Raw genomic sequence first — 26,407 nt, 5'->3', positions numbered from 1 at the left:
TCATGACAGTGTTGGTGACTCGTCCCGGTTCAGAGGGACAATCGCTTTGCCAACAACTAGCGGATGAAGGGGTTCAAGCAATCCATCATCCGCTGATTCGTATCGTGGATAATCCCAACTCTGCGGATTTAAGCACCCAGCTTAATAACAGCGATATCATTATTGCAGTCAGTCACCACGCCGTGGCGGCTGCCCAAAGCATCCTTTCAAAAACCTCATCCATTTGGCCTACTTCGCCGCTTTATCTTGGCGTTGGTCAAAAAACTGCGCACGTTTTAAGCAAAGTCTGTAAACAAAAAGTAAACTATCCTCAAGTTAGTGATAGTGAACATCTTCTTAAACTTACTGAACTTAATGGCGTAGAAAATAAGTCCATTTTGATACTACGTGGTAATGGTGGGCGTGAGCTCATTAGAGATTCTCTACTCAATCGAGGTGCACAAGTCTCTTATTGTGAGACCTACCGTAGAGAATATATTCCTATTAGCGACCACAATACCTATCAAACATGGATAAACAAAAAAACGTCCAAAGTTGTCATCACTAGTCAGGAACAATTGGAGTATCTCTGCTCAATTACCCCTGATGAGTATTTGGCTTGGCTTTCAACAAGACATCTATTTGTCCCAAGCCAGCGCATTGTAGAACGAGCACAACAACTCGGCTTCTCGAATGTGACCAATACTCACAGTGCTACGAACCAAATATTACTGGCTGCTCTCCGGCCCTAGCTAGAAACAGGAAATAAGCATGACAAGCAAAAAAAATAATGAGCATATTGAACCTGAAAAGAAACAAGATACTCAGCCAGTAGTTGTTGAAAACGAAAAAGCTGACTCTACAGAGACAAAACAACCTGAACAGAAGCTTGATGCCTCTGCTTCAAATACCGCTAAAAATGAGCAGCCTCAAGCTGAGCATAAAGAGCAAATAGAGAAAGCAGAAAAGCAAGGTAAGCGCGGTGTCAAACTAGGCGCTATTGCGATCGCTATTTCAATTATCTTCAGTGGCGGTATCGCATTTCAAATGCAGCAAAAGAGCGCTGAATACTCGGCTCAAATAGCCGCTCTTCAAGCACAACTTCAAAATACCCAATCTGCGGTAAATAAAGACCTACAAACCATCAAGCAAGAGACTATCCAAGAAGCCTCACACGCGGTGGAGAAAACTCAGGTCGTGCAATCTCAACAGCAGAAGAGCATTCAAAGCCTGCAGTTAGCAGTGGCTGACGTGAAAGGTCGCCGCCCGAATGACTGGTTACTTGCCGAAGCCGATTACCTTGTGAAACTAGCAGGACGTAAACTGTTCCTCGAGCATGATGCCGTTAGCGCAACCAAGTTAATGGAAAGCGCCGATCAACGTATCGCAGCACTGAATGACCCGAGCTTAGTGTCACTGCGTCAATCAATGACCAATGACATTACCAAGCTTCGCACTATTCCTCTGATCGACCGTGACGGCTTAGTTCTGCGTATCACAAGCTTGCAACAGCAAGTCGATACACTGCCGCTTGCCAATGCGATTCTTCCGGAAGCTGCGGTTGTTGAGAAAAAAGCGGTATCGCAAGATATTAATGATTGGCAGAACAACCTGATGACGTCGATGAAAGACTTCTCAGAAAACTTCATTACCTTCCGTAGTCGTGATGGCGAAGTTATCCCTCTACTCTCTCCTGAACAACACTTCTACCTGCGTGAAAACATCAAAGGTAAATTAGAAACCGCGATTCGCGCCGTCTACAAAGAACAAGGTGAACTCTATAGCGCAGCTCTTAATACCGCTAGCGAGTGGTCGAAAGCGTATCTAAACCAAGATAACAACTCAGTGATTGAATTTGAGAAAGCGATTAAACAGCTAAGTGAACAGAACATCTCTGTGAAATACCCTGTAAAGCTTGAATCTCAAAATGAGTTGTCAGATGTGATACGTGAGCGCCTACGTCGTGAAGTCACCGTTATGACCACGGAGGAAAAATAATGATTCGTTGGATTTTTCTTTTTCTCGTTCTAGGTGCTGGGTTAATTGTTGGTACTCAGTTCTCTGGTCAACAAGGCTACGTTCTGATCTCAATTGCGAATAAGACTATTGAGATGAGCGTGACAACACTGGTTATCTTTGTCATTGCTCTTCTAGCGGCTCTATTCGGCTTAGAGTACCTATTTAAAAAGCTTATGTACGCAAGCTCGACAACTTGGAACTGGTTCAGTGTTCGTAAGCTGAAACGTTCTCGTCGTTATACCAATGAAGGCATTATCAAGCTACTTGAAGGTGACTGGAAAGGCGCTGAGAAGAAAGTAACTCGTTGGGCTAACCATCACGACATGCCTCTACTTTGTTATTTAGTCGCTTCTCAAGCGGCACACGAACAAGGTAATACAAGTGAGCGAGATAAGTACATCGAGCTTGCTAGCCAACAGGACGACTCTCTACTGGCGGTTGAGCTAACTAAAGCTAAACAGCAAATCAGCGAGTCAAACTACGAAGCTGCATTCGATACACTTTCGACCCTAAAAGGCACATACCCTAATAACACTGCTGTACTTGGCCTGTTAAAAGCCACTTACTTGCAACTGAAGTTATGGCAGCCATTGCTAGAGTTAACTCCTAAATTAGTTAAGAACAAACTTCTAACAGCTGATGAGCAACGTGAATTAGAACAGAAAGCACAATGTGGGCTACTTCATGATGTGGCACAACAGCAAGGTAGCGAAGGTTTAATCAGCCATTGGAACAAGCTTTCAAGAAAACAGAAACAAAGTTCGCACCTTGTATCCTGCTTTGTGAAGCAACTGATCGCTCGCAAAGCTGACTCAGAAGCCTTCACTGTGATCAAAGAGAACATTGCAAAGAGTGGTTCAAATGAGCTCTACATGTTGCTTCCAGAGCTGAACCTAGCCGATCACCACCCAGTAGTGGTCATGCTAGAACGTGCAATCAGTAAAGACAGTGGTAATGCCGAAGCACACAGCGCGCTGGCTCAGTTCTACCTAAGAGAACAGAAGTGGGCGGAAGCACAAAGCCACTTTGAGAAAGCCCTAGCACTTCGTTCAAATGTTTCAGATTACGGATACCTATCTGACGCACTAGAAAAGCAAAACTTAACGAAAGCAGCTCACGAGGTTTCTCGTAAAGCGCTCGCTCTAGTTCAACCAGCTTAATTTAAAGTGTCTCAAACTAAGCCGATGCCTAGCATCGGCTTTTTTGTATCTGTTACTTATCCATAGATAACTTCTACAATAGCTATAAACCAAACTCATCGAACCCTTACCTTCCCAATGCTAACAAACCAACTAACCATGAAATTGCTCAACTGGGCTTCTCAAACACACGGAGAACGACTTTAGTTGTGTCTGTACGTAGTTTTACCATTCTTATAAACAAGTCCTTATAAGAGGTTCGAGAGAAGTCATAGAGAAAAGTGACACCTTTAAGCCCAAGATTAAATGAGTCTCACCTTGAAAGAAGGCGTTTAAAGATATTTACCCGCAGACAGATACCCACTTTAAATCACGCTGAATTAACAATTAAATAGCCATCAACGTTCCAACTATAAACCGTTATAACCGGGGAGTTCACGTAACTGCCTGTAGATTAATCTATTAAGTAGAGGGAGATAGCAAGAGTTACCGACCAACAAAACCTTGTTATTAGAAACGAGGCATCTTTATCAGCCAGTTCAAATTAGTAGGAGATAGAGCTCTCAAGACGCTCAGGAAAAGTTAATCAACGAACCAATAGCCACTAGCATTACGTATCCTAATTGTGTTGTTAAAATTCAGCGGCGCACAAGTTTAAGAAACACCTATTAACATTTGTCAATCAGACGTTAATTTGCCTTCATTAACGAGTTAAGATCTCATAAAAGAAACCCAAAATATTTGATCGAAAAATACGCCAAATATATAAGAGAACAAAACATCCAAGAACGTAATCATTTCATGTGGTTATTGATACTTACTTTATTAAAACCAAGCTGTTAGCAAAGACTCTTAAGCAATGTAGAATGCTGCTATCGATTCAAGCAAGGAGCGTGGAATGATGAAAGTGAGTATTGTTGGTTTAGGCAGTCTTGGAGGATTTCTCGCCGCTCAACTGTCTTCTTTTCCCGATATTCAAATCCAATGGGTCTATAGAAAGAGTTCCATCAGGCAAGACGAACAGGTGTTACTCACCTATCCGGAAACCGATGAGCCACTAATCGGTCAAGCACACGCCACCAGCTACGGGTTAGAACAGGTGACAGGTGATGTCGTGTTTATCGCAACCAAGGCGCACGATAACAGGGCCTTATTCGAGCAAGCCAAAGCCTGGACAAACAAAACGATCGTTTTACTCCAAAATGGCATTGGGGAAGATGAAAAACTCGCTCAAGCACTCGATTCAAGTAACGCTATCATCAGCGCAATCACTCATTTAAAAGCCAGTTACACCACCGCCCCTTATCAGGTCACTTTGCACAATCAGTTACTGGACTGTGTTTACGCCGTTCATCAAGGCCACGCTAACCCGTATCTAGACTCAATATTGAGTCACGCCTTTAATGAGGTAAAACGCGAAACAAGCACTTATCATGCGAGGCTGCCAAAACTTATGATTAGCTTCGCTGCTAACGCTGCGTCGTTTATCTTTGATTCAGACATGTATGACCGAGCCAATAACGCCAAGTGTCGCGAGTTAATGCTAGAAATTGAACAAGAGTTCTTAGCTCTGTTTGATGCTTTGTCTATTCCGCATCCCAAACTCACCATTTCTGAGCTGCTCTCTTTACTGGACGCACCAAGTTACGAAGGGGCTTACTTTAGTATGAAAGAGGACTTCGACAGTGAAAAACAAGTTGAGTTTGAAGCCATTTTCCAAGCTACACGAAGCTTAGCCGCCCTTCACCACGTGCCGTTCACTCGTGGTAATCAAGTTTGTCACACGCTGGAGAACTTGCTGAGAAAGTAGAATGACGTGAATCGCTATCGCAATAGGTGCGTAGCGCTTACATTGATCATTTTGAAGAGGTCTCTAGATGCTGAGATCTTCAAGCAAATCTGATTTAGTGTGTAATCTAGCTGGCAGTTGAATGTGAGGTAAGTCAGGAGATAAACGTTCAGTTTTTATGGAAACTAAATGTGCAACTCGCTGAGCGATGCCATCTAAATCTTGAGCTGATGTAGCAATAAGTGAGCGTGAAGATTTTAGTAATGCAAGTGTGCCTTTAGTTCCATCGACTCCGGCCACTTTAATTCTTTCGGAATAGCCTAGCTTGTCTATCATTTTAGTGATAACCAGAGTAGGTCTATCCCAAGCTGACCAAACACCAGAGATCTGTTCACCTTTATCAGATTTTATAACGTCAGCTAACTTCTTTTTTAAGATTTGATGGCCTAAACTACTATCATAATCTAGTGTCTGGGACACCTCGATGTGACTGTGAGTTGCAAACTCAAATTTTGCTACTAATTCACGCTCGTAAATCATAGGGTGCGCATTCGAACCTATTATTACTATCTCACCTTTAGTTTCAGCTGCCAAATAAGCGGCACTTTCTCGAGCCATTGATGCATTATTACTACTTACGCTTGCAGTAAGATAAGGACAATCCATAGAGTCCATACCAATAATAGGAATGCCTTGGTCACTAGCCATATCCAAATATATTTCAATTGGTCTAATGTCATTCATGACGACAATCGCAGTTGGTATTAATTTTGACATTAGGAGTTCACCAAACTCTATGGGGTGTCGAGTCACTTTCATATTCCAACCGTAGTCTTGGGATAAAAATGCTAGCTTTTTCACAAGTATTGCCTTAGACGAATCTCCTACCCAAGGCGAGTGAACTAACAAGTTTACTTTTTGTTGAGGAATACTACTTTTGAAAATTCGCTTTAATTTTTTTATCATAATAAAGTGAGTGAAAAGTTCTTCTAAATTATGAATACCGTATATTTTTTCATATAAGTTAACCAGTCTTTAAAACTAATTAATCTTTAACACACCAACCAGAAGTTAAAGGCTAAAAACGAAAAACTTGATTAATTTGACTAGGTAATTTCATGCGCAAAGGAGATTTTGATTCAGAGGATAAACGCCACCTGTTCTGATAACTTCCTCGAACCTCCTTGTAACATATCGGACAACAATGATGCTTGGCTGCAAAATGAGCTTTAGGAGTCTGGGTAAACCGGTACTGGTGGACAGGACAAATAATGGTTACTGCTGTCCTGCTGTTCACATATTCTACCAAGGAGTAATCATAGCGTTCTCCCCAGCGTTGAATAGCTTTCTGGATGAACTTTTCTTTAGTATCTTTGGTTATAGGCATGAGTTTGAAATTCTTTTGAACATTGAATCAAATTACGGTGCAGTCACCAAGCATCCATGCTCAGTATTCTGTCAGGCATGACTTACCGTTACTTTTTCCACTAACGCTTTTGGTCGGTTGTATAACTCAAGCAGCAATACAAATGCAGCAGCGAAAATGGGTAAATGCCCTTCAATTTCATGGGCACCATGGATAAATGATGTAGTTATGAATGCAAACGCTAACATCACCATCACGAGACGGTTAGCAAAGCCAAAAGCTAGCAGCAGCCCAAGCAGCAACTCACATAAACCGATAAAGTACACAAAGTGGAGATCCGAAATCACGCTCAAACCAATGCTTGGGAAGAAATTATAAAATGGGAACATTTCAATAAATACAAGAGCCAAACCTGGATAAGCTAGCTTCTCTGTGTATGCCAAAATAGCCAACTGCAAACCAATTCCAATTCGTAGTATGATCAGTGCGATTTTCCACATGTTCTCACTATCCAAATTCAAAGCTTCAACCAGCCTTTGGTCGTTCTTCGAGATGTAGTGTCCAGTTAACAACATAAACATACCTACAGCGATAAACTCAAACAGGTAGTTGACAGTAATAACTGCGGGAATATTTACACCCATAAAAACCGTTGTCAGGAGAATAAAAAATCCCGAAAGCGAAATACTAATACAAGCAGATAGCACTATTAAACCTTGTAAAATCACTCCAGCTGTTATCCATTCACTTGGTAAATTAATATTAGGTGCTATGAAGCCCCCTCTGATAACCAGTAATAAAAAAAACAGCACAGTCAGGCCAGAGAATACCCCTGAATATAGAGCTCTACTGCCATTGACTGGTTTTGCAATAAGCCAGTTAACAGCACCTAATCTGTCACTGTTATGGGAGACAAGAACACCAAGTAATGCACAACTGCACACCAATAAAGTAATACTGTAATACACCCAATCCCATGCAAAGGAGACCTGTTTCATCTCCTCAGGGGCAACAAACCATTGGACATGCGCGAATGATGTCGAAGGCAGTATTAAAAGTAGTAACGTAAACCATTTATATTTATTTGGGATTCGATGGGGGGATATATTCATCATTTAGGGCCTGCAAAAATAAAATTAATTGTTTTCTTTGATGAGGCAATAGCCTCAGCGGCGTCACATCTGTATGCACTAAAGGATATTCGTAAGGGTTAATGTAAAAATCGATAACCTCTTCCAAACTTTTGAATCGACCATCGTGCATAAAAGATGGACTACCTGCTAAATTTCGAAGTGATGGAACCTTAAATGCTCCTTTTAAATCTGAGCCTTCAAACCTCGCGTATTGAGCGTGACCACAATGTTCTGGATCCTGCCAATTTTGACACTGGTAGATGGAATCCTGATACTTCTTTCCACCGGCAATGCGATCATGTTGTTCGTCTCGCCCAGTTCCGATGGCGAAAAAGCCTCCATTAGTGAATCGCGGCCCGCTATGGCAGTCAATACACCCCGTTTTTTCAGAATCGAAAAACAAGCGCATTCCAGCAAGTTCGTCACTCGTAAGCACATCACTATTTTGTTCCACCTTAATCAAATGTCTATAAACATACTCATCAAAACGAGTCCAATAGTGATTTATTGTAGAGACATAGGATTCAATTACTTTCCCCACTTCAACTGCTTGTTGCTCTGAGTATTCACTTTGCCCACATTGAGTTAGCACTGAGGCGTATTGTTGCCCGTATGTATCACAAACATATTTAACCGCCTCTAGAGTGGATAAATCATGGTCTTTTGTTATTGCTTCTAAAGCCTGAGCCCATAACGAATCAGCTCTTCCATCCCAAAAATACCAGTCTTGCTCAGCAACTCCGCGAAGGCTCAATGCACGGATTGGCGACCCGTTAACTTGTTCTGATAGGTTATCCACATCCTGAAAATTGTGTTCAGGCACATGACAAGATGCACAACTTATATCTTTACCCCTGCTCAGACCTAGGTCATGAAACAACCGTTCACCAAGTTTGGCTTGCAATGAAAGCCCCTCTTTCCTCTCGGCACGATAATGAACATCTAGCATCGTTCGCTTTAGCAACGTTTCCTCGTAGGGTGTAATAGGCTCTGAAATGACTTCAGGAGAGGAGCTCAACCATGTACCAATAACAAGTGCGGAACTAACGAACATCAAAAGACAGAATACGAACCGTTTCATTGTCTCGACTAATCTGTATTTTCCATTTCCCTGGCATATTAAACATTAAACCCTTCACTACACATTGCTGTTCGCCCGTGCCACTAACCACTGGGTTAGTGGGTAGACCGTGATTGTGACCCAACATATAACCAGAAACTTTTAGGTTCTCACAGTCGGTATCGGGCTTTTCAAATTTAAAGGCGTATATAGTATTGGTAGCCATACTTTGTGCTTCGTTTTTAGCAAACACGTCAAAAGAGTAAAACAAGCACATAGCCCCTATAGACAGCACGATAACAAGCATATTCATGGTTTCAGTCTCACCCTATTTTGAGCTCCGCGAGAGTAATCCAATTGCGCGGTATAGACAGTATCTTTGTTCCACGACACTATGACTTGGCCATCGTGAATACCAAGGCTAGGAAAACCTGTTTTCCGATCTAGACTGAGTATATCAAGGGTGTCGGAATCTATGCGATTGCCATCCAAATGGTATCGGTCTACTTTAAGTTCAGCTTTACCACCGTTTACCGCTAAGTAACTAACAATCACATGACCATCATGTAGTACGGTATCGACACGGCCAATCGTTTGTTCAGATACTGTGATACTTTTTCCAAACGTTTTGCCATTGTCCAGAGACACCGCGAGCTTAACTTGCGGCTGTTCATTAGGCGCAGTAAACCACACCAATGCTACATTCTTGCCCGATGCTGCGAGCGAGGGTCCATTGACAGGACACCCGGCTATGCTCCAACTATCTTTAGGGACACTTTCTGAGTGCAACCACTTCCCGCCGACTAGGCGTTGAACACGGATATCTCGGATTTCGTCATCACTGCGATCTCGATAAGCGACAATGATCCCTTCTTCCGTTGTCGCCGCAGCTGTAGTACAACAATCGCAAACGCGTTCATCCACCAACCATTCTTGGTTTATTTTTCCACCTTTGAACATAGCAGCTCTCAGTGTCATTGCTCCGCTATGTCCATGATGGTTACGCTGATCATCGCCATGTTCAGTTGGTGATTTGGTGTTACGACCGTCTAACCACGTAATGAACGTCTCTAAGCCGCTTTGCTGCATAGAAACGAAGCCATGTTCGGCATCTACACCGTCACGGTGCGGGGTAAAAGGCTGGGCCCAGCTTTCCCCACTATCTTCTGAATAAGTGACACGAACTCGATAATCGTATTTACCTGAGTTGGTTTTCTCCAACCAGTGAGCGCGAACTTTATCCCCATCAACAAGTACACTTGGGTAATCCGCCCAATTATTGAACCAGTTACTGCCACTCAAAACCGTTGTCGGCACATTCCATTCATTTCCTTCAAGTAGAGAGTATTTTAAAGTCGCGACAGAACCTTCAACCTCGACCCAAGACAACACAGTTTGTTGGCCGTTCGAGTATAGACGAGACATAGCCGCTCCCTCTTCAGCTGGCGTAGCAACTAGACTAACCTCTGTGGCAAAGCTGGTATTAGGTAATATACAGGCAAGGCTAAGTAGAAATTTCTTCATAGTCTAGAGCCTCTTATCGCGAAATTTTAGCGCGTGCATAATATCGGTATAACTCTGTGCACCGTAAAGGGCCTGAACGACTTGTCCCTGAGACATTATGTATGTGGTTGGCAATACAGGAGGTAGTCGTGTATCGTGCTTACCTTGTTTGTACACTGGGTACTCAATGCCCAGATTTTTGATGACTTTTTGCGTGTACTGATCGCTATCTTGGTCAAAGTTTATACCTGCTACACTCACACCTTGTTGACTAAGTTTGTTTAGAATTTTTGCTTCTTTACGGCAAGGTTTACACCACTCAGCGAAATAGGAAACGACGTTAATTTCATTATCATGTTCACTATTAATAAAAGGCGAGGCTTTTACCATAACTGGTGATAGCACCAAAAAAAGAGTTAGATACTGGGCATATTTCATAATTTTGAGTTTCAAATGCGAAGAAAAGAAAGCGGCCATTTAAGCCGCTTTTATTAGATGGCTATAGACTAATCAGTCTAATTTTTTCCACTGCTGAGCGACCCAAGCAGGATCCGCAGCAACACCTGGCTGGAATCCATCAGTGTTACAATGCGCAGCCCAAGCACCGAAACATTCGTACACACCTTCATTCTCAAACTTAACGACATCACCAGCAACATAGCGACCAAAGCCATCTGGGTATACGTAGTTAACATCTCCCGCGGGTTCAACCAAATTGAAGTCCAGCGTTTCTTGGCCGACTAGCTTACCCTCACTGTTTCTGGTTTTTACTACCAACATATGATGACCTGGCTCAGACTTAGAAAGTTCAAGCTGAGGATTTACAGACTCCCCATCTTTCACTGCATCTTCCCAATGGGCTAAAGTATCACGGTTGTGGTTGTACGCCGTAATCTCGACTTGTGCATCACCCTGAGAAGCCAATGCCAAATCAAGAACCGTTGGTGTATCGTCAATCAAATATTCATTATCCAGTCCTGAAACCTCAGTCTTAATTTCGGATTCTGGGACATCAATGTCGTAACCAATTTCAACACTAACTAAGCCTTGGTCTTTATTTACATACACTGGGTTAGCGCCATAAGCTGGAACAAGCTCTCCTTCAACTAGAGCACCCGCTTTAATGTATCTCTTACTGCCGTCTTGCTCTTGGTTCACTTTCTTAGCAAGTTCGTGAGCCCAATTACTTTTCTTGCCGTTTTGCTCGCTAGTAATTTCGATGCGCGTGCTCAATGCTGGATTTTCACCATTTGTTTCAAAAACTCGTGTATAAACTGCGTCTCCAACGTTAAGATCCATAGTTGGTATAATTTGACCAGCCCTTTCCCAATCGGGTAGCTGTGGACCGTTGTCTTCAAACTCAACATCCATCACGTTATAGAATGAAGCTGGCGTATCTGATACATCCCAAACAGCAAGAATTACCTGATAGCCATCTCTATCTGGAACAGAACATTCGTGTGCGGTAGATGCACCTGCTGCTGGGAGTTCGCCATTACCTTGTACTTCACAGAACGGAATAAGATCGAACGAGTCGCGTGTTAACGGGCTATTAACATCCCAATCTTGCTTAGTGATGTAGTACTTCCAGCTTGCCGCTGGGTGTGGCGCAGTGTAAGTCCACTCAAACTGTTGACTGCCAGATTGAATGGGTTGCTTAACCCAACGTTGGGCCGTCTGTTCATTTAAGTTTAAAAACCTTGCCATACCAGCATTGGCGATTTTTCCATCAGCAGGGCCAACTTCAGGAAAACCATCTGGTCCTTCTACACTTTGCGGCTCCCATTCAACACCATCACAGTTCGTGTTGATCGTTAGACCCTCCGATTGAGAGGAGCCACATAGAGCAGCTCGGCCAATAAGGCCATCTTCAGAAAGTGATACATAACCGTGTGCCAATGCTCCTCCACTAAGGGTGGACAACATAACTGCAATTACGCTTTTTTTAAATTCCAATTTCATAAGTTTTAAGTTTTAAGTTTTAAGTTTTAAGTTTTAAGCACTACAAATGGTTTTTACAATAAGACATTCCTTTATCGCTATAACCGTGAAAATCCTAGTGCTTAGCTTCAGTGCACAAAGACTGCAACGTCACTATTGCTTCGAAAGATAAGAATGAACACTATTTAAAAATTAATAAAAACATCAATTACCTAATGTTAAATAAGACAATAACCTAAAACTCGAATCGAATGGGATTAAAATAGACAAAATTAGAGAAACAAACAGCAGAAATAGGAAATAAAAAGGCCCTCTGCCCGATATAAAGCAGAGAGCCTTAAAATTGATTTATTTATTGTTTAAAATTTAAAGGTTGATAAATATTATAAATATCAACCTTTACTGTAATGGCATCTCTACCAAGAAGTAGAAGCTGTTACTATACACTCCATCCTCTATACTATCTTCGGAGTAGCTGAATATCAGATCAAAGCTATGTGAGGAATGGTTAACTTGGGTTTCAATATCAAAAGTTCTTGCTTGCCTTGCTGCATCCGAAGCTATGATTTGAGTCTTATTATTACTTGAGAGTTCAACATCCAAAGGGATGAGATTTTTACCACTTACCAAATTAAACATAACTTGAGGGACATATAGACTCAATTTCGGTCCCATATTCCCATTGGCCGTCACCGTTAAAGTTTCTTCTGCAAAGATAGATCCTGAGCCATCAGTTTGGGGGGTGAGATCCAAAGTAGCAGCAGATAGGTCAATACTCTGAATAAAGTTAGGCATGTTAGAAATAACAACTTTTTGCATTATAGCTATATCTCGGTATCCGGTAGGATCACTGTTGTTATTAAAACCGTATGTATAAGAAATCGGAATATAGCCAACATACACACCAGCTGGTTTATCATTAAATGCACCTATTATGTTGGAAAAACTAACAATTGGCTTAATATAACTGAATGGCTGCATAGAGCTAGAAAGAGATATTTTATCCTCACCATAACATCGAGAGACACCGTTGCTGGAGATTACCTCGTAAGCCAAACCATTAGAATCACTATAAGCACACGAACGAGCATCAGGGTTGTTTTGAACGCTAGCAGGCGAATATGAATAAGTAAATGAGCCTCCGACTTTGTCTATTGTTAAATACACAGAGTCGCTTGTGCCAGTGTGCTTCAGTATTATCTGACTTGGATAGGATTTTACACCAGCCTTCCACTCCGTCGCATACTCTATGTGCCCCATAGGCTCATTCCCTTCCGAAATCACGTAATCGTTCTTTTCTTCACCATCGGTCCATTTGATAGTTTTTCCTTCAATAGTTCCGGCGATCATAGTATCAGCTGTTGCATTGCAAGCAATAACAGAGCTAAGGATAACTAATTGCGAAATTGACTTATAACTCAGCTTCATATTCAAATGACCCATCATTACTTGAAAATTCAACATATACGTTATTGATATCCATTTCTTCTGGAAGTGAAATATTCGTTTTTCTACCTGGAAGAATATAGTCCACACCACCACAGTCATCCTTACTAGAACAAATTTTAGCCTCTAAGAACTTATTTGATTTATTAGATATCTCAATCTTGTCTTTTACTTTGCTTACTTCCGGGTACCCTTGCGGCTCGTTGCTTGTTTCAAAGATCGAAAGGATGCCGTAACCATAGTTAATAGCTACAGTATTCTGGATAGTATTTACAGAAGTAGGAGAAAATCGAACTTTAAACACTTTATCTGATGCAAGTTCACGGTCAGGATGGATACGATAAGCCGTTACGGTCCTAACCTCACCTGGCCTAAGAATAAACTTAGCTTCCGATAGCGTAAGATCCCAATCATCAAAATTTTCAGAAGAGTACTCTTTCTCTACTTTCTCACCAGTTTTATCAACATGTATTTCAAATATTTTCGTTGATATAAATAGATCTTCATCTTTATTGTTAGTTAAAACATAGTCGATTTTTTCTCCTCTATCAGAGTATTCAACTAAAGATTCAATATCTAGTGAATGAGACGGGTTAGAATAAACTAGAGTGACTATTGCAGTAATAAAATAACGACAAATTCCAAGTCGAAAAATATTAGTTTTGAGCATAGATTTCATCCTTTTCATTAATTCTTTTATAAACATTCCTCAAAGAAATAATCATTTCTTCATTATTTTTTGTAAATTGAGAAATTTTGTATCGATCTGCTAAACTTTTAGGAATATATGCAACTTCGACATTATCACCCATTTTGTGGAACAAAACATGCTTGCCGAAAGTACGCTCCATATTACGTTTTATTTCCACATTATCCTCGAATATGACGGATAGCATAATATATTCACCCTTACCCAATACAAATTCGGATAGTGGCTCAACTTCAGGAAAGCACGAGCTACTTGCAACGGCAGAAGACAGGTCTGTTTCTACTGAACAAAGCACATGGTTATTGCTTAACAGTGTATGCTTGCCTGCGTACTTGACGTTATAGATTCCGGGTGCTATTTCGTTTGCGTCATAGCATGAATCAGTCAAGCATTGGGCAGACTCCACTACCTCATTTCCTTCTATAGACAACCTAACCATATTGCTTGAAACGCTCACTAAATGCGGCTGCACGTGAACGACTGATCCTGGTAATGAAAAATGGTCGGTCATAAGCAATGATTCCTCTGCAAGTATATAACTAGTATTGTTTGGCATAAATTGATGTGAATAACCCTTGTAGGATTCAAGCCCAACTAAAAAATCATTTTGACCGATTCGGATATAGTTATTACTTCGATCTTCTGTACTTACCCTAGCCGTTCCAAGAACATCATTGGATAGCATGGCCTCACTACTGACCACTTTAGGCGTCTCAATAAGGTAACTTTTATTGCTATCCGCCGTAAAAAAGATACCTTCTGTAGATATTACTTGCGTATTGTTAATGAACGTACTTGCATTAAGTCTCTCAGAATCAAGTTCACCTCGATAATCTATATCGAAGACATCATTCTTATATGAGTCTACGACAAAAAGCTCACTCTCTGTTTTAGCGTCTTTTTCTATTGTAGTGCGAACCCCTGCACTATCAATAGATTCACCGGAGTATTGAATCTCATTTCGGCTGATAAAGTCCGCCGCTTTACCGCTGTTATAAGAGTAGAACTCTATGTTTCGACTTAAAGGAATCGATAACCTAATAGATGCTGAATATTCATCTTCTTTTGAAGTCGTCACACTTTGTTTATCGTAGCCTGCCCCCAAATTGACCTCCCAACCATTAGTAAAGCGGTAGCCAATTTCGCTATCTGCACTGAATGTTTCATAGTCGGTGCTACGAGCCTCGTTTATAGAAAGATTAAACGTTGTTCTCTCGCCAAGTTGAGTGAAGTAGCCTAAGGATAATAGACTCTCGCTTTGGCTACCATTCATTAATCTGGATAATGGATAGTGACCAGAAAACCCATCAGTGTGATTAATATCACTATAGCTCAAGTTAAATGGCCCAAAACTTACACCTGAAGACAATTGATAGGCCATATCGTCATACACTTTAACAGACCCAACGACGTTAAATATGTCGTTAATGACTTCGCCCCCTATTCCTAACCCATAGTCAAGGTTATCGGCTAGTAGCGCGTAAAAGCCGAGCCTAGCACTATCCAGTACTGGAAGAACGAACTCGGACTCGAGTATGCCAGTATCTTGTTGAAAATCTGATAAAGTTTCAGGCGACACGACATTGTCAAGATAACTAGGAAGAGCCCTATCCTGCCTATCTATAAATGAGTATCTCAGACTATAATTCGAATGCGTTCTACTCGTATTTAAGTTATAAATTTGAGTATTGTACGTTGAAACCACTTCATTTCGTTCACTAATCTCAATGGTTACTTCATAGATACCATTGGGTAAACCTGAATAAGGGACTTTAGTAAATCCTGAACTGACATTTTTGGAAGCGATCAGACGATCACCTTTATACATCCGCATAACTCCATTCACAGGGGAAAATACATTAAGCACCTGGCCATTATCACCTTTATCAATGTTCAGGTTCTCAGACGTCACTACCCCAAGGGAGTATACTTCACCGTTTGGGTTGCTTGAGGGGAATAGCCCAAAAGAGGAGTACGTTCTTGCGCCATCTTTGGCGTAGTCAGCGACGAAAGCATAACCCGGTCTATCTAAAGTGTAGGTTAAGTTGGAAAACTCTGACTGCTCTGAAATCTCGTATTTTGCATTAAAGTAGCCATAGTGAACTCCTAACGTGGCATCACCATATAGTGAAGAGTCAGTGTTACTTTCAGAATCATATGACGCATCCAGACTAACTGAATTAATCAACGCATTGTTATCTAAAATACCATCATCATATTCTTGTTGGGTTACTTCCTTAATTAAACCATCGGGGTGTACAAATACCTTTGCCTGTTTAGTCGGATAATCGAACACCAACGCAATATCTTCTGGCATAAACGCGCATTGCTCGTAGCTTTTGCCTACGCAATATTCACTGTATGTTACGCCATCATTGAGGTAAGCAACTAGCTTATCAATGTATTCTGGCTTGACCTTACCACCTAGAAATTTACGTAATTGACCAGTCCCCTTTTGAGATACTTTATATCGTTCAAAACTCATCAAAGCAGAAACAGTCGTCTCAGAGCCGTTAAAATTGACAGCCGTATTGACTTGTTTCTCAATATAAAAAGACTTAAAACCTTCTGGTATAACAGCAAACGATGAGAACGAAAATAATAGTCCTGCTGCTGAGGCAATATATATATACTTCATATTTAACTACGCTAACAATCCACTCAGGGAATATAAATAGATGCGGTAACTTCAACTTTAATGTTGATAACTTGAGCTGCCCGCAAAACTTGATTTTCGGCTTCAACGCTTAGTGACAATTTTGATACATTATCGATAGAATCCTGCTTGACGCCATCTATATAGATATCAATGTGGCTGGGATCGAGATTAGTACTATCGAGTAAATAGCTACTTACCTTAACGTCCCAATCTGATGAGACTTCATTGCTATTTATCGATGATATTGACTCTAAAACTACTGCCTCAAGTGTCCTAATCTGATTAGTTCCTGCATCGCCTTTAACCTCAATCGAATCCGGAATTGGAGCTCCATCTTCACCTGTAATAATGGGTGGAAAAGTTGAAGGTTTAACCGTTGAAGACACCTGTACCTGAAACCCCTCCGAACTCCTGCTGAAGGAAGAGGCTTTCGCATTAATCGTGGCTGCGCAGCACGCAGCCGAAACAATCATAAAGAGGGCCACTTTACCGACATTCATTTGTAATCACCTTTAACGGAGTGTTGCTGTAGCTATTATTTAGCTTTACTCGCATGTAAAGCGGGATAAGCTTCAGTCTTTTATAGAACGACGCCAATATATAGATATTGTCGCCCCATAAAAAATAATTAAACTTTAATGATTAATAAAACAATGCAAGTGACTGATTTTTACCTATTTAACAGAAATGGATTATCTTCTTCAGAAAAAGCTCAATTACTGCGAAAACCAGTTATTAAAAGAAAGCACCCAATCACATATTAAAAGTAAATTCATCTACTGGTATTTTGAATGAAAATTAGCAACAGTTTTGCTATTGATTAAGAAGTCATTGGAGCCAAGTGAGGGGGTTTCTACCAACTCTCGGTTAGAGTTTTTTGAAAGAAGTGAGTCGTAAACCATTCATTCTAAGCTTATAAAGGTTCTAGCATACTTTGATTTATTGATTGATTTATTTATTGATTTATAACCCAAAGAATACTTGTGCTCTGTAAGCGTCACACCAACCCGATTTTTTAGTTTTTGTCTTTAGCTCGGAGCGCCGCACTCACATTGTTTGAGCGTGTTCATCACAAAACGTCTAAATAAAGCAATATTTTCCACCGCACCCTCTAAACAGATTCGTGAACTGTCTTCTTTAAAAACAACATCTAAAGCATAGTGTTGGCTGTTTTCGATTCGCCAGTGTTGACGGATATAATGACCAAGTAGCTTGTGATTGGGTGAAAGAGATCTGATATAATACGAGGTATCTACAGTGCCTTTTCCATTGATTGTACGGTGACTTTCTACGGCAATAATACTGCGTATTGTTGTCCACTTTTCCGCGAGTTCCTGGGGAAGCTTTGCTTTGAGTTGAAACACAATTTGTTCTTCTTTTCTCCCATGCAGAGTTTGCGTTACTTCCGTCACCACTTTTTCTTTCTTCGCGTCAAAAACGGTTTGAAATTGGGAGACAACGACATCTCTCAACTTAGGTTGGTTCTTCTTTACTTGGATAACAACATGGGCGTTTTTCGCAGCTATTTTTTCTAATGTCTTACACTGACAATGTAATGCATCAATGGTGATAATGCTGCCCTTAACGTTAATAATATCAAGCATCTGCCTTACAATATTAATTTCGTCATTATTTGTTTCTGTCGGTTTCTGGCTGAGAACAAGACCACGCTCTGTATCGTAGGCATAGTGCCGTTTTGGGGTTAGAGCGATAAGAGCAGCGAAGCACTTTTCCATCGAAAGTGATAACGGGTTTACTCTGATTTTCTCTTTGCTCATTAATCCACAATGCGAGAGCTTCGAGTAAAGACTCGGCGACAACGGAACGTAATATTCTTGCGACTGTGTGCCGACGAGGGGTACCGTGAGCAAATGTTCGATATTTTCTAAGCCATTCCAGTTTATGTTCACCATATCTTTCAATATCTTGCCAGCCCTCGCTGCCAGCAGTTATGTCGCTAATGACAAGGAAAATAATGTCAACTAAATCATGCTTTTGGTTGATGGATGACTGCGTATCTTCGACAATCGAAAGGTGTTCTATGAGGCTCAAAGTTGATACCGATTTGTGGGTTTGAGCCTATTAGATCATAGTTGCTCACAAAGTGCGATCCCGCCCTGATAAAGGAAATACTCTAGAGAGTGATAAAAGCTTCTTTATGGTGCGCTTTGAGTGACCGTTTTACCGTACCTAGCGTTATTAGCCGTTTGTTGAATACCGTGGTGTATACAAATGTTAAAATTCTGATTTTTTTTGTTTACCTTTATATTTTTACTAATTGTGTGAACGGTTTACTGGGGTTGTTCCTTGTATTACTTTTGTGGGCTTGATTGAATAAAGGTTTTATTTATCAGTTGTTTATGTTTTTTTATTATCATTAAATATTAAGTGTTTGATGTTGATAGGGTATGTGGTAGAAACTTGCGGAAATAGCATTTTCGATTAGAATTAAATGAAGAAACTATTGCCCTTTTAATGGGTAAGTGTATGTTAAGTCGAATAAATCAAATCAACTTTTATGCTTATCTAATGGGTTGCATATTGATTAATTATGTTTTTAATGTAGTTGCCTTTATTATGAGTTTTTTAAATGAGTTTTTAAATTCGCGTATTTCGCGTATATGGTGGGGCTGATTAAGCCGGTAGTTGATTAATCTGAGGTTTAAATATGCTAATTTATATCTATAGTTTTAGTAATGAGTATTTATGAAAAAGATTGATCAACCTAGGAACGATACAATGATCTTGATAAATCGTTGCTTTGTAGTCGATTTAAACAAAAGTCTAGTAAAAGACCTGCACACTAATCATGTGTCAAGTATTGGCTTGAATGAAACGGAGTTACTCAACTACTTTCTGGCTCATCCTAACGAACTCCTTTCCAAGCAGCAAATTATAGATAATATTTGGACTAAGAGAGGAGTTGTAGTCGAAGAGAGCAGTTTGATGAACGCGCTCTCTTGTTGCCGTAAGGCGTTCGGTGATAAAAGCGGTGACGTCATCAAAACGGAGCGAGGTAAGGGCTATCGCTTTGTAGCTGTGGTTGACGCTTATTCCACTGAGCAGACACTAAAAGAAGAAACTGAGCAGAAAGACGAGAGTGATATTAAACCTGAACCCTTGAGGGAAGAAAACACTGAGAAAACCATTTCAAACTCAAAATATTTTGATGTCTCTTCGTTGTTCAGCGGTCAATGGATAATGAAATATGCATTTAGTGGAATATTGTGTTTTTTGTTAGGTTACTATGGTAGTGCTGCTGCTAAAGCATATAGAGGGCCAAAAAACGCAGAAGATTACTCTTATCGAATCTATGACTCTTGTGTATATAAAACCAAGAAAGGCGATGTAAGAATTGACCTTGGCTCCGCCCATGTTATCAGTACCGGAGGACTTTCCATCGCAATAAATGATAACCTTGAGTCTGTTAGCTTTCCTTCGGAGATTGTTGGGAGGTTCTGTGAATAGATTAATTGTGTGCGTTATTTCGATATCTACATTAGTAACAGGGTGGCTTATACATACTTTCAAGTCTGAGCAAATCAATGGGAGCTACAAGTCAAACACTATGTCGCACATAGCAATTAATAATGATCGCGAGTGCTTGTTACTGAAATTAAGGACTGAGCTAGAACTATATAGTAATGATACATACGAACTAAATGTATTTACTCGATGTAAGAGTGGTTCTTTTACTAAAGGCGATTTTAAGTTCGAAGATAGTAAGTTGTCTTTTTATGAGAAAGAGCATCACTCAACCAAGCCAAGTGATCGTGAGTTACCTTTTTGGGAAGAAGTCGTCATCGGGCCAGGTGTCATGGGGAGAGAAAATATGACTGTGATTCCGCTTGAAAGATCGAATGGAGGCTTTTTACTTTTTACTCAGCGGGCCGCGTATCTATATGAGCGCGTAGACTGACTGTATATTACGTAAAGCTGGCGCTCATCCTAGCTTTTGTGATTTTCAGCCCAAAACCACCTACTTCAGTAGGTGGTTATCATACGCTTCGCCATCGCCTGTAAAATTACTCATGCTAAATGCATCTTTGATTTTTCCAGATGTCATCAAGGTCAGATACTGTTTTAATTGACTTAGCAGCTTCACTATCAAAAGCTTCAGTGCTTTCTATCCATACGGTCATCTTTAAGGATTAAGTCTAAACAGTTACACAGAATTTAGGGTACACCCCGCCCTCTTTAGAAGATGGTAATTTACGAGGGTAGGCCCTGAGTTGTTGTCGCGTGACTCAAATTTACTCATGTCTAATTCTGCTTATTCTTGTTGCTACATTTTTAACTGACTGTATTTGTTATATTTATCTTTATTACTATCTTAATAATTATTTAATTAATAACAATATTGCCCATTGTATTGTATTTTCCAGCGTCGAGAAAATGTTACTAAGCAAAAAGAGGCAAACAGTTTTATGACTAAAAGTACAGTCCCAAAATCGACAAAGGCGCTCCTTTCCGCTGCTTTGTTAATTCTAGGTGGTTGTAATTCTGGGGACGGAGAGCAAAGCACTAACAATGAACAACTCCCTGAAGAGCAGGCTTACGTTAACGCCAGTGCTGCGTATCTATCCACTCCTATTGGAGAGTCGTCAGAAATTGACTTAACAGCATATGTCGATTCATCAGCTCCCACGACTATCCTAGACGTTGCTCCACTCACTGACTTAGATGAATGCGCCACCGCCGTTTCTTCATACGACGGGCTGTTGATCTACACAGATTTTAGTCAAGCTATTGGGTGCAGCTACGCATACACAGTGAGTAGTGGGGAAATTACAAGTAGTAATACAATTCAAGTTAACGCCAGCTCAAGCATAGCCGGGGTTCCGCCTTTTTTCGAAACGATTCACGTTAATGGCAGCCTGGGCGGTCAAGATATAACCATAAATTTGGAAGAGGAAATTGGCAAACATGGAACTTTTGGGAGCATACTGTCGTTGGAGATGGCTTCCGATGTAACCCAAAATAACACTATTGCTAGTGTGGGAATTGATGAGAATGAAATTACTATTGTACCCGGAACAAGTTCAGGCGTCGGTATCGTTCATTATAGTCTTAGAGGGTCATCTCAGAACAACAACGAAATCGTTATATCAGGGGAAATACGCGTGGCCATCTCTGTAGGAAGTAATAACCCCCCAACAGCCAGCGATGACTCTATAGGTGCTGAGGTTTATCAGGAGTTTACTTACAAACCGACAGTCACAGAAATCGATGGAGATAGTTGGTATATTTCTGAAGTCAATAGCGACCCTTATACCGAAGTGTCTGTAAGTGCTATGCAGGAGATAAGTTACAAGGTTACCCACCCCACGAGTCATGGTGTTATAACCTATACAGTTACGGATGGACAAGGTGGATATGATACAGCAACGCTTACGATCGCCCCACAATCTAAAGTTAAACCTTATTCTTTCAGCAAGAATGGCGTGGACTATATATTGATGCCTCCTCCTTTACTTTCGCAACACATAGAGGCAGGATTTAATAACAATGAAAAAACCCTAGGGGACGACAACTATATATTTGGCGCGTTTGTGGAATATACACCCGACGAAGCATACGCCTATTGTGAAGCCATTTACCCCGGCACTACAATGTTGACGGCAGATAACGGCGACATGGCATTAGTCCAAGAGCAGATACAAAACTCACATCTTGATCACGAGCATCTCGGTTGGGAATGGGCCGATAGTTATGCCGCTGTTTCTAAGACCAGCACAAACAAGCCATTGTACTTGAACGTATCAGATAGCACCACAACAAGCAACTATAATCCCAGGCCAGCATTATGCGTAAAGAGATATGTCGACTTACCTCCAGATATCACAACACCAAGTAGAATAACGGAAGACATCTACAAGCCGTTCGACATTTCACTGACCGTAGACAACGACAACGGGCAAACCTCGAAAGTAGTGGATGCTATATACCCGAAGTCGTTCCAGGAAGGCGCATTGTCTGGTAACGATGTAAGTGGCGTAGTAGGTTACGAAGCAGGCGATCATGAGATAATGATACTAGTGGCGGACGAAGCCGATAATACGTCATGGGTAACGCAAGACGTCACGTTGACCCGACCAGACGACTACGCATTTCCAACAGATATATACCTGCACCCGACGCTAACCGCATATGAAGCATTAGAAAAAGGATACGCAACTAACGGAAAGCAGACAGCAGATAACGGTGTCGAATACGCAATACTATCCGACACCGATGCGAAAAAGTATTGTAACAGCCTTGGACTTTCTATTCTCGACCTCACAAGTTATGAGAGTTGGAAACAGAAAACCCAACACACACTGGGTACATACGGAATGAGCCTTCATACCTTCTTGTGGAATGGTAACGCATACCCGCATGAAATGAGAAAAGACTCCGACGACCAAACAAATGGAGATAATTATAGCACAGTCACATGTAATGGTACGCATGATTGGATAATAGACGTTGCAACAAACGCACAGGCAACACCCGGCATACCGGAAAGCGTTAGCGTTACAGCCATAGGCGAAGACGGGTTCACGTACGACGTAACGAACAAAGGAACGCTTAGTTGTACTCCTACTTGCGTAGTAAGTGGCAACACAATCACGTACAACGCAACAGGACAACATACAGTCACATGGACCGGATTGCAGCAAAGCGAAACAACCATCGTAAACGTCGCGCCATACCCAGACACTAAGATAGACGTCTCCGTCAGCATGGAAGGTACGGCATGGGTTGCGGACTATAATTCTAATGGAGTAAGAGCTGCTTTCGGATACCATTCCGGATATGGCCAAGAAGAAACTGACGTGTCAGTACGTCTAGTTATGAACGACGAAGAATACAACGAATGGAAAACGAGATGGAGCAACGGAGAGCTGGCTAACATACTCATAGAACCTAAAGCCAAAAGGTACAACAGCGGATACATATATCATAGCTTTACGAAACTCGTGGTAAAACCTGATGATACGAAATGGAATTGCAGCGCGAGCTTGTGTGTATACGGCCCAGTAGATGCAAATGCCAGTAATCTATACGTGGATGATTTACACCACAAAAGTTACGACGGATTTTATTTTTACAACATCTATAACGAATCAAATACAGGAATATACCAACAAGCAACAGGGAAGAAGTGGCAAGACTGGATACGTGGTAATTACGCAGCGGACAGGATAGAGAAAAGACACTCAATCGACCTGAAGAAATAGAACCCATAAACCTAAACGTCATATTTTTAGGTACTCACATAAAAACATATGCTGCTCATAAAGCCGAGTTTGGTCACCTTACCAAGCCCGGCTTTTTTGTGAAATCATTAAACCTAATCAAATGGCTTAACTCAATTGAACGAGAACAATGTAGTCCGGTATTTCCTTAGTGATAACAACCTAGACAGGGCAAGGCAATGGTTAGCAACGTCGCGCAAACACCATCCAGCCAACTCAGATGTATGGGCATTTCTTCATCGATATGATGAAAACAAACAAAATTTCCTCCACATATTCACTAGTGGCAGATTCTCATTGTGTTCAATGCAAGTGCGCCGGACAAAGTTGGGTGATGTTGCAGTTTGGGGTGCGCGGGATGCATGGGTCCTGCGGGCTTTAACGGAAGCGCTCAAGGCACATAACTTCTTACCAATAAGCGAGAGTGTTATTCACCTACCACTTGGAGCAACAGGGTTAACGAACGTTATGGAACAAATAGGAACTCAAGCTCAGCAACATAGTTTTTTCTGTCGAACGGATATTCAAGGTTGTTACCAGAATCTTAATAAATTTAAATTGGTTGAATGGCTACATAAGCAAGACTTGACTAAGTCTATAAAACGTTTAATTACTCAGTTCTTGTTCTACCAAGTCGAGAGCGGGGGAATTTACATCAACGACCCAAGAGGAATCCCCAGGTCTTGCGGTTTATCAAGCTATATCCTTGCCGCTATCTTTTATGAACTAGACGAGTCGTTAAACAGACTAGCCGGCGTTATTTACTATCGTTATATGGATGATTTTCTTATCTTGGCTGAGAGTCGTTGGAAGTTAAAGAAGGCTATAAAATTGCTGAAAATTGAGATGGCTAGATGGGAACTCACTTTGCATCCAGACAAAACAGCCATTGGGAGGGTAGATAAAGGCTTTGACTGGCTGGGTGTTAAATTTGATGGCAACCAATGGTCTGGGCCAAGTAAGCGTAGCTTGGATAAATCAAACGAAAAACTGCGGTTGTTGAGCAGTGTTTATGGAGTGGATTCGGAAAGGGTCAAGAAATTCAAGCAGGGCAGAGCCAGATGGGTGAAATGGGTAAGTAAATTAAATAGATAAAAAACTACTGAAACGCATAAAGACGTTAACAAATTACCGACACTGCATCGGATAAAACAAGATAACGATACGTAATATGAGCAAGCACGGATACAGGAAGTAAGCGAGAAACAAAATAATGTTAGTAAAGTTTAATGAGGTGAAAAAACGAAATTTAACAATATTATAGCAGCGTCATGAAATCACAGAGGTACCCCTGAGGAAGTAATATGTCTAACGGGGGAACCGAAGTTATTTGTAAAGTAAGAGTAAACTAAAAAAAAAGGATATCGATATGTTCAAAAAAGCTAACGTCATTGCCGCAGCGATTGCGGTATTAAGTGTCAATGCATATGCACAAGACGGAAACGCACTACTGTCTTTCTCAGGTTTCGTGTTCGGCGGAGGTAGTGGGGCAGACCTAAATGTCACAAACTCCATCAATGGCACTATTACAGGCGAGGCTACAACGAATCTAGTAGAGACAGATAGGATAGGTTCGGTGGATCTGGAGAGTAGCAAAACGGATACGACCAAAATCAATGTGGAAATAACGAGAGCGGATATATCAGTAGATAATACAGATGATCTAACAGCAACGGCAACCGTTGATTTGGTGATGGGGATGACAACACATAGTGATGTAAGCGTAGGCTCAAAAGTCAGTTTCGACGCAGTGATGGACGCAGCACAAACTTTGAACGTTAGTCCGGAATGGCAAGTAACAACACCATTAAGCGTAACAGAGCAACTGGCAGGGCAAGTCGAGTTGACTTTTACAGTGGACGCAGCGTAGTCTACAAAATGTAAGAAAAGCAAAAGGCAAAAAACAGTACTCATAAGTTGCCCTCGCTTATCTCAGCCTTTCCAGCACTATGCTGTCGCTCATAAAGCCGAAAGACATTAAGTAAAATATGCAAAGAGCTGAGCCAGTAAGCTTAACCTAGCATCTTTTACAATAAGAAGTCATACGGTATATATACTGTATGACTTTTTTATTTAAACATGTTCTCTAGCTTAGGCTAACGTGTACTAATTCAGACCTGATCTGACAGTTACCCACTTTTAGACTCGGTGTCTGTCAGATTATATCTGGGTTAGGTTCTTTTCAGCTCAGATTGATTTCCCATCCACTAATGTCTCTATTGGCGTTCGGCCACAGCACACTTTTCCTTGATGAGTACGATGATTGTTGTAGTAGTCCATCCATTCGTCCAGATCTTTCTGTAACTCTTCCATTGAACCATACAGTTTCTTTCTGAATGTCACTTGGTAGAACTCATTTAATACCAATCCGGAAAATTAACTGATCAGGTCAATCCAATCTCTTGTACACATTTTTGTGACGC

At 41.1% G+C, this 26,407-nt stretch carries 19 protein-coding genes and 2 pseudogenes; 8 read left to right on the top strand and 13 right to left on the bottom strand.

What is annotated here, in order from left to right; translation table 11 throughout:
- The first annotated feature begins 2 nt into the window (after positions 1-2).
- The 4 genes from AB6F11_RS17130 (at position 3) to AB6F11_RS17115 (ending at position 4,947) form a co-directional block, all read left to right on the top strand.
- Entirely contained in the window at positions 3-731 is a 729-nt protein-coding gene (locus AB6F11_RS17130; protein ID WP_017061007.1) for a uroporphyrinogen-III synthase, read from the top strand.
- 19 nt (positions 732-750) lie between these two features.
- On the top strand, positions 751-1,977 hold the full coding sequence (locus AB6F11_RS17125; protein ID WP_017061006.1) for a uroporphyrinogen-III C-methyltransferase: 1,227 nt from the start codon (positions 751-753) through the stop codon (positions 1,975-1,977).
- Positions 1,977-3,158 (top strand): heme biosynthesis protein HemY, encoded by a 1,182-nt coding sequence (locus AB6F11_RS17120; protein WP_017063752.1) that lies wholly within the window; start codon positions 1,977-1,979, stop codon positions 3,156-3,158. The genes AB6F11_RS17125 and AB6F11_RS17120 overlap by 1 nt, the downstream gene beginning before the upstream one ends.
- 877 nt (positions 3,159-4,035) lie before the next feature.
- Positions 4,036-4,947 (top strand): ketopantoate reductase family protein, encoded by a 912-nt coding sequence (locus tag AB6F11_RS17115; protein ID WP_102394389.1) that lies wholly within the window; start codon positions 4,036-4,038, stop codon positions 4,945-4,947.
- Positions 4,948-5,010: 63 nt separating this feature from the next.
- Here AB6F11_RS17115 and AB6F11_RS17110 read toward each other — a convergent pair whose 3' ends face one another.
- The 12 genes and pseudogenes from AB6F11_RS17110 to AB6F11_RS17055 form a co-directional block, all read right to left on the bottom strand.
- Complete coding sequence (locus tag AB6F11_RS17110) at positions 5,011-5,787, bottom strand: substrate-binding domain-containing protein (RefSeq protein ID WP_240698622.1); 777 nt, start codon at positions 5,785-5,787, stop codon at positions 5,011-5,013.
- A gap of 597 nt (positions 5,788-6,384) precedes the next feature.
- Positions 6,385-7,407: a hypothetical protein gene (locus AB6F11_RS17105; RefSeq protein ID WP_017068478.1), complete on the bottom strand. Its 1,023-nt coding sequence runs from the start codon at positions 7,405-7,407 to the stop codon at positions 6,385-6,387.
- Entirely contained in the window at positions 7,373-8,506 is a 1,134-nt protein-coding gene (locus AB6F11_RS17100) for a cytochrome-c peroxidase (RefSeq protein WP_240698623.1), read from the bottom strand. The genes AB6F11_RS17105 and AB6F11_RS17100 overlap by 35 nt, the downstream gene beginning before the upstream one ends.
- Positions 8,469-8,798 carry a hypothetical protein gene (locus tag AB6F11_RS17095; RefSeq protein ID WP_017068476.1) on the bottom strand — a complete coding sequence of 110 codons (330 nt, stop codon included), beginning with the start codon at positions 8,796-8,798 and terminating at the stop codon, positions 8,469-8,471. Before AB6F11_RS17095 ends, AB6F11_RS17100 begins: the two co-directional genes overlap by 38 nt.
- Positions 8,795-9,910, bottom strand: coding sequence for a hypothetical protein (locus AB6F11_RS17090; protein ID WP_017068475.1), 1,116 nt, complete (start codon positions 9,908-9,910; stop codon positions 8,795-8,797). The genes AB6F11_RS17095 and AB6F11_RS17090 overlap by 4 nt, the downstream gene beginning before the upstream one ends.
- A gap of 102 nt (positions 9,911-10,012) precedes the next feature.
- The gene (locus AB6F11_RS17085) at positions 10,013-10,465 is read right to left on the bottom strand and encodes a TlpA disulfide reductase family protein (RefSeq protein ID WP_017071807.1); all 453 of its coding nucleotides are present in this window, start codon (positions 10,463-10,465) and stop codon (positions 10,013-10,015) included.
- Positions 10,466-10,498: 33 nt separating this feature from the next.
- Positions 10,499-11,950 carry an N-acetylglucosamine-binding protein GbpA gene (gbpA, locus tag AB6F11_RS17080; protein WP_102394391.1) on the bottom strand — a complete coding sequence of 484 codons (1,452 nt, stop codon included), beginning with the start codon at positions 11,948-11,950 and terminating at the stop codon, positions 10,499-10,501.
- A gap of 378 nt (positions 11,951-12,328) precedes the next feature.
- A complete protein-coding gene (locus AB6F11_RS17075) occupies positions 12,329-13,357 on the bottom strand; it encodes a hypothetical protein (RefSeq protein WP_240698625.1) in 1,029 nt (342 codons plus the stop codon).
- Positions 13,341-14,045: a hypothetical protein gene (locus AB6F11_RS17070; RefSeq protein WP_017071810.1), complete on the bottom strand. Its 705-nt coding sequence runs from the start codon at positions 14,043-14,045 to the stop codon at positions 13,341-13,343. The genes AB6F11_RS17075 and AB6F11_RS17070 overlap by 17 nt, the downstream gene beginning before the upstream one ends.
- On the bottom strand, positions 14,032-16,722 hold the full coding sequence (locus AB6F11_RS17065) for a TcfC E-set like domain-containing protein (RefSeq protein WP_017071811.1): 2,691 nt from the start codon (positions 16,720-16,722) through the stop codon (positions 14,032-14,034). Before AB6F11_RS17065 ends, AB6F11_RS17070 begins: the two co-directional genes overlap by 14 nt.
- Positions 16,723-16,745: 23 nt before the next feature.
- Positions 16,746-17,243: a hypothetical protein gene (locus tag AB6F11_RS17060; RefSeq protein ID WP_017071812.1), complete on the bottom strand. Its 498-nt coding sequence runs from the start codon at positions 17,241-17,243 to the stop codon at positions 16,746-16,748.
- 463 nt (positions 17,244-17,706) lie between these two features.
- A pseudogene (locus AB6F11_RS17055) lies at positions 17,707-18,795 on the bottom strand (ISAs1 family transposase).
- Between the two features lie 654 nt (positions 18,796-19,449).
- On the opposite strand from AB6F11_RS17055, the gene AB6F11_RS17050 reads away from it, so the two are divergent.
- The 4 genes from AB6F11_RS17050 (at position 19,450) to AB6F11_RS17035 (ending at position 25,854) form a co-directional block, all read left to right on the top strand.
- Positions 19,450-20,211 (top strand): winged helix-turn-helix domain-containing protein, encoded by a 762-nt coding sequence (locus AB6F11_RS17050; protein ID WP_017071813.1) that lies wholly within the window; start codon positions 19,450-19,452, stop codon positions 20,209-20,211.
- Positions 20,212-21,170: 959 nt separating this feature from the next.
- The gene (locus tag AB6F11_RS17045; RefSeq protein ID WP_102394393.1) at positions 21,171-23,966 is read left to right on the top strand and encodes an Ig-like domain-containing protein; all 2,796 of its coding nucleotides are present in this window, start codon (positions 21,171-21,173) and stop codon (positions 23,964-23,966) included.
- A gap of 345 nt (positions 23,967-24,311) precedes the next feature.
- Entirely contained in the window at positions 24,312-25,079 is a 768-nt protein-coding gene (locus AB6F11_RS17040) for a reverse transcriptase domain-containing protein (protein WP_240698626.1), read from the top strand.
- Positions 25,080-25,353: 274 nt separating this feature from the next.
- Positions 25,354-25,854, top strand: coding sequence for a hypothetical protein (locus AB6F11_RS17035; protein ID WP_102394395.1), 501 nt, complete (start codon positions 25,354-25,356; stop codon positions 25,852-25,854).
- Positions 25,855-26,171: 317 nt separating this feature from the next.
- Here the strand turns inward: AB6F11_RS17035 and AB6F11_RS17030 are convergent.
- Positions 26,172-26,360: pseudogene (locus tag AB6F11_RS17030) on the bottom strand (IS3 family transposase); the annotation flags it as partial.
- Positions 26,361-26,407: the final 47 nt, after the last annotated feature.

The sequence above is a fragment of the Vibrio sp. 10N.247.311.14 genome (assembly GCF_041467715.1).
Lineage (GTDB): Bacteria > Pseudomonadota > Gammaproteobacteria > Enterobacterales > Vibrionaceae > Vibrio > Vibrio crassostreae_C.
The sequence above is the reverse complement of the archived record's forward strand: the minus strand, read 5'-3'. Positions and strand labels throughout refer to the sequence as shown.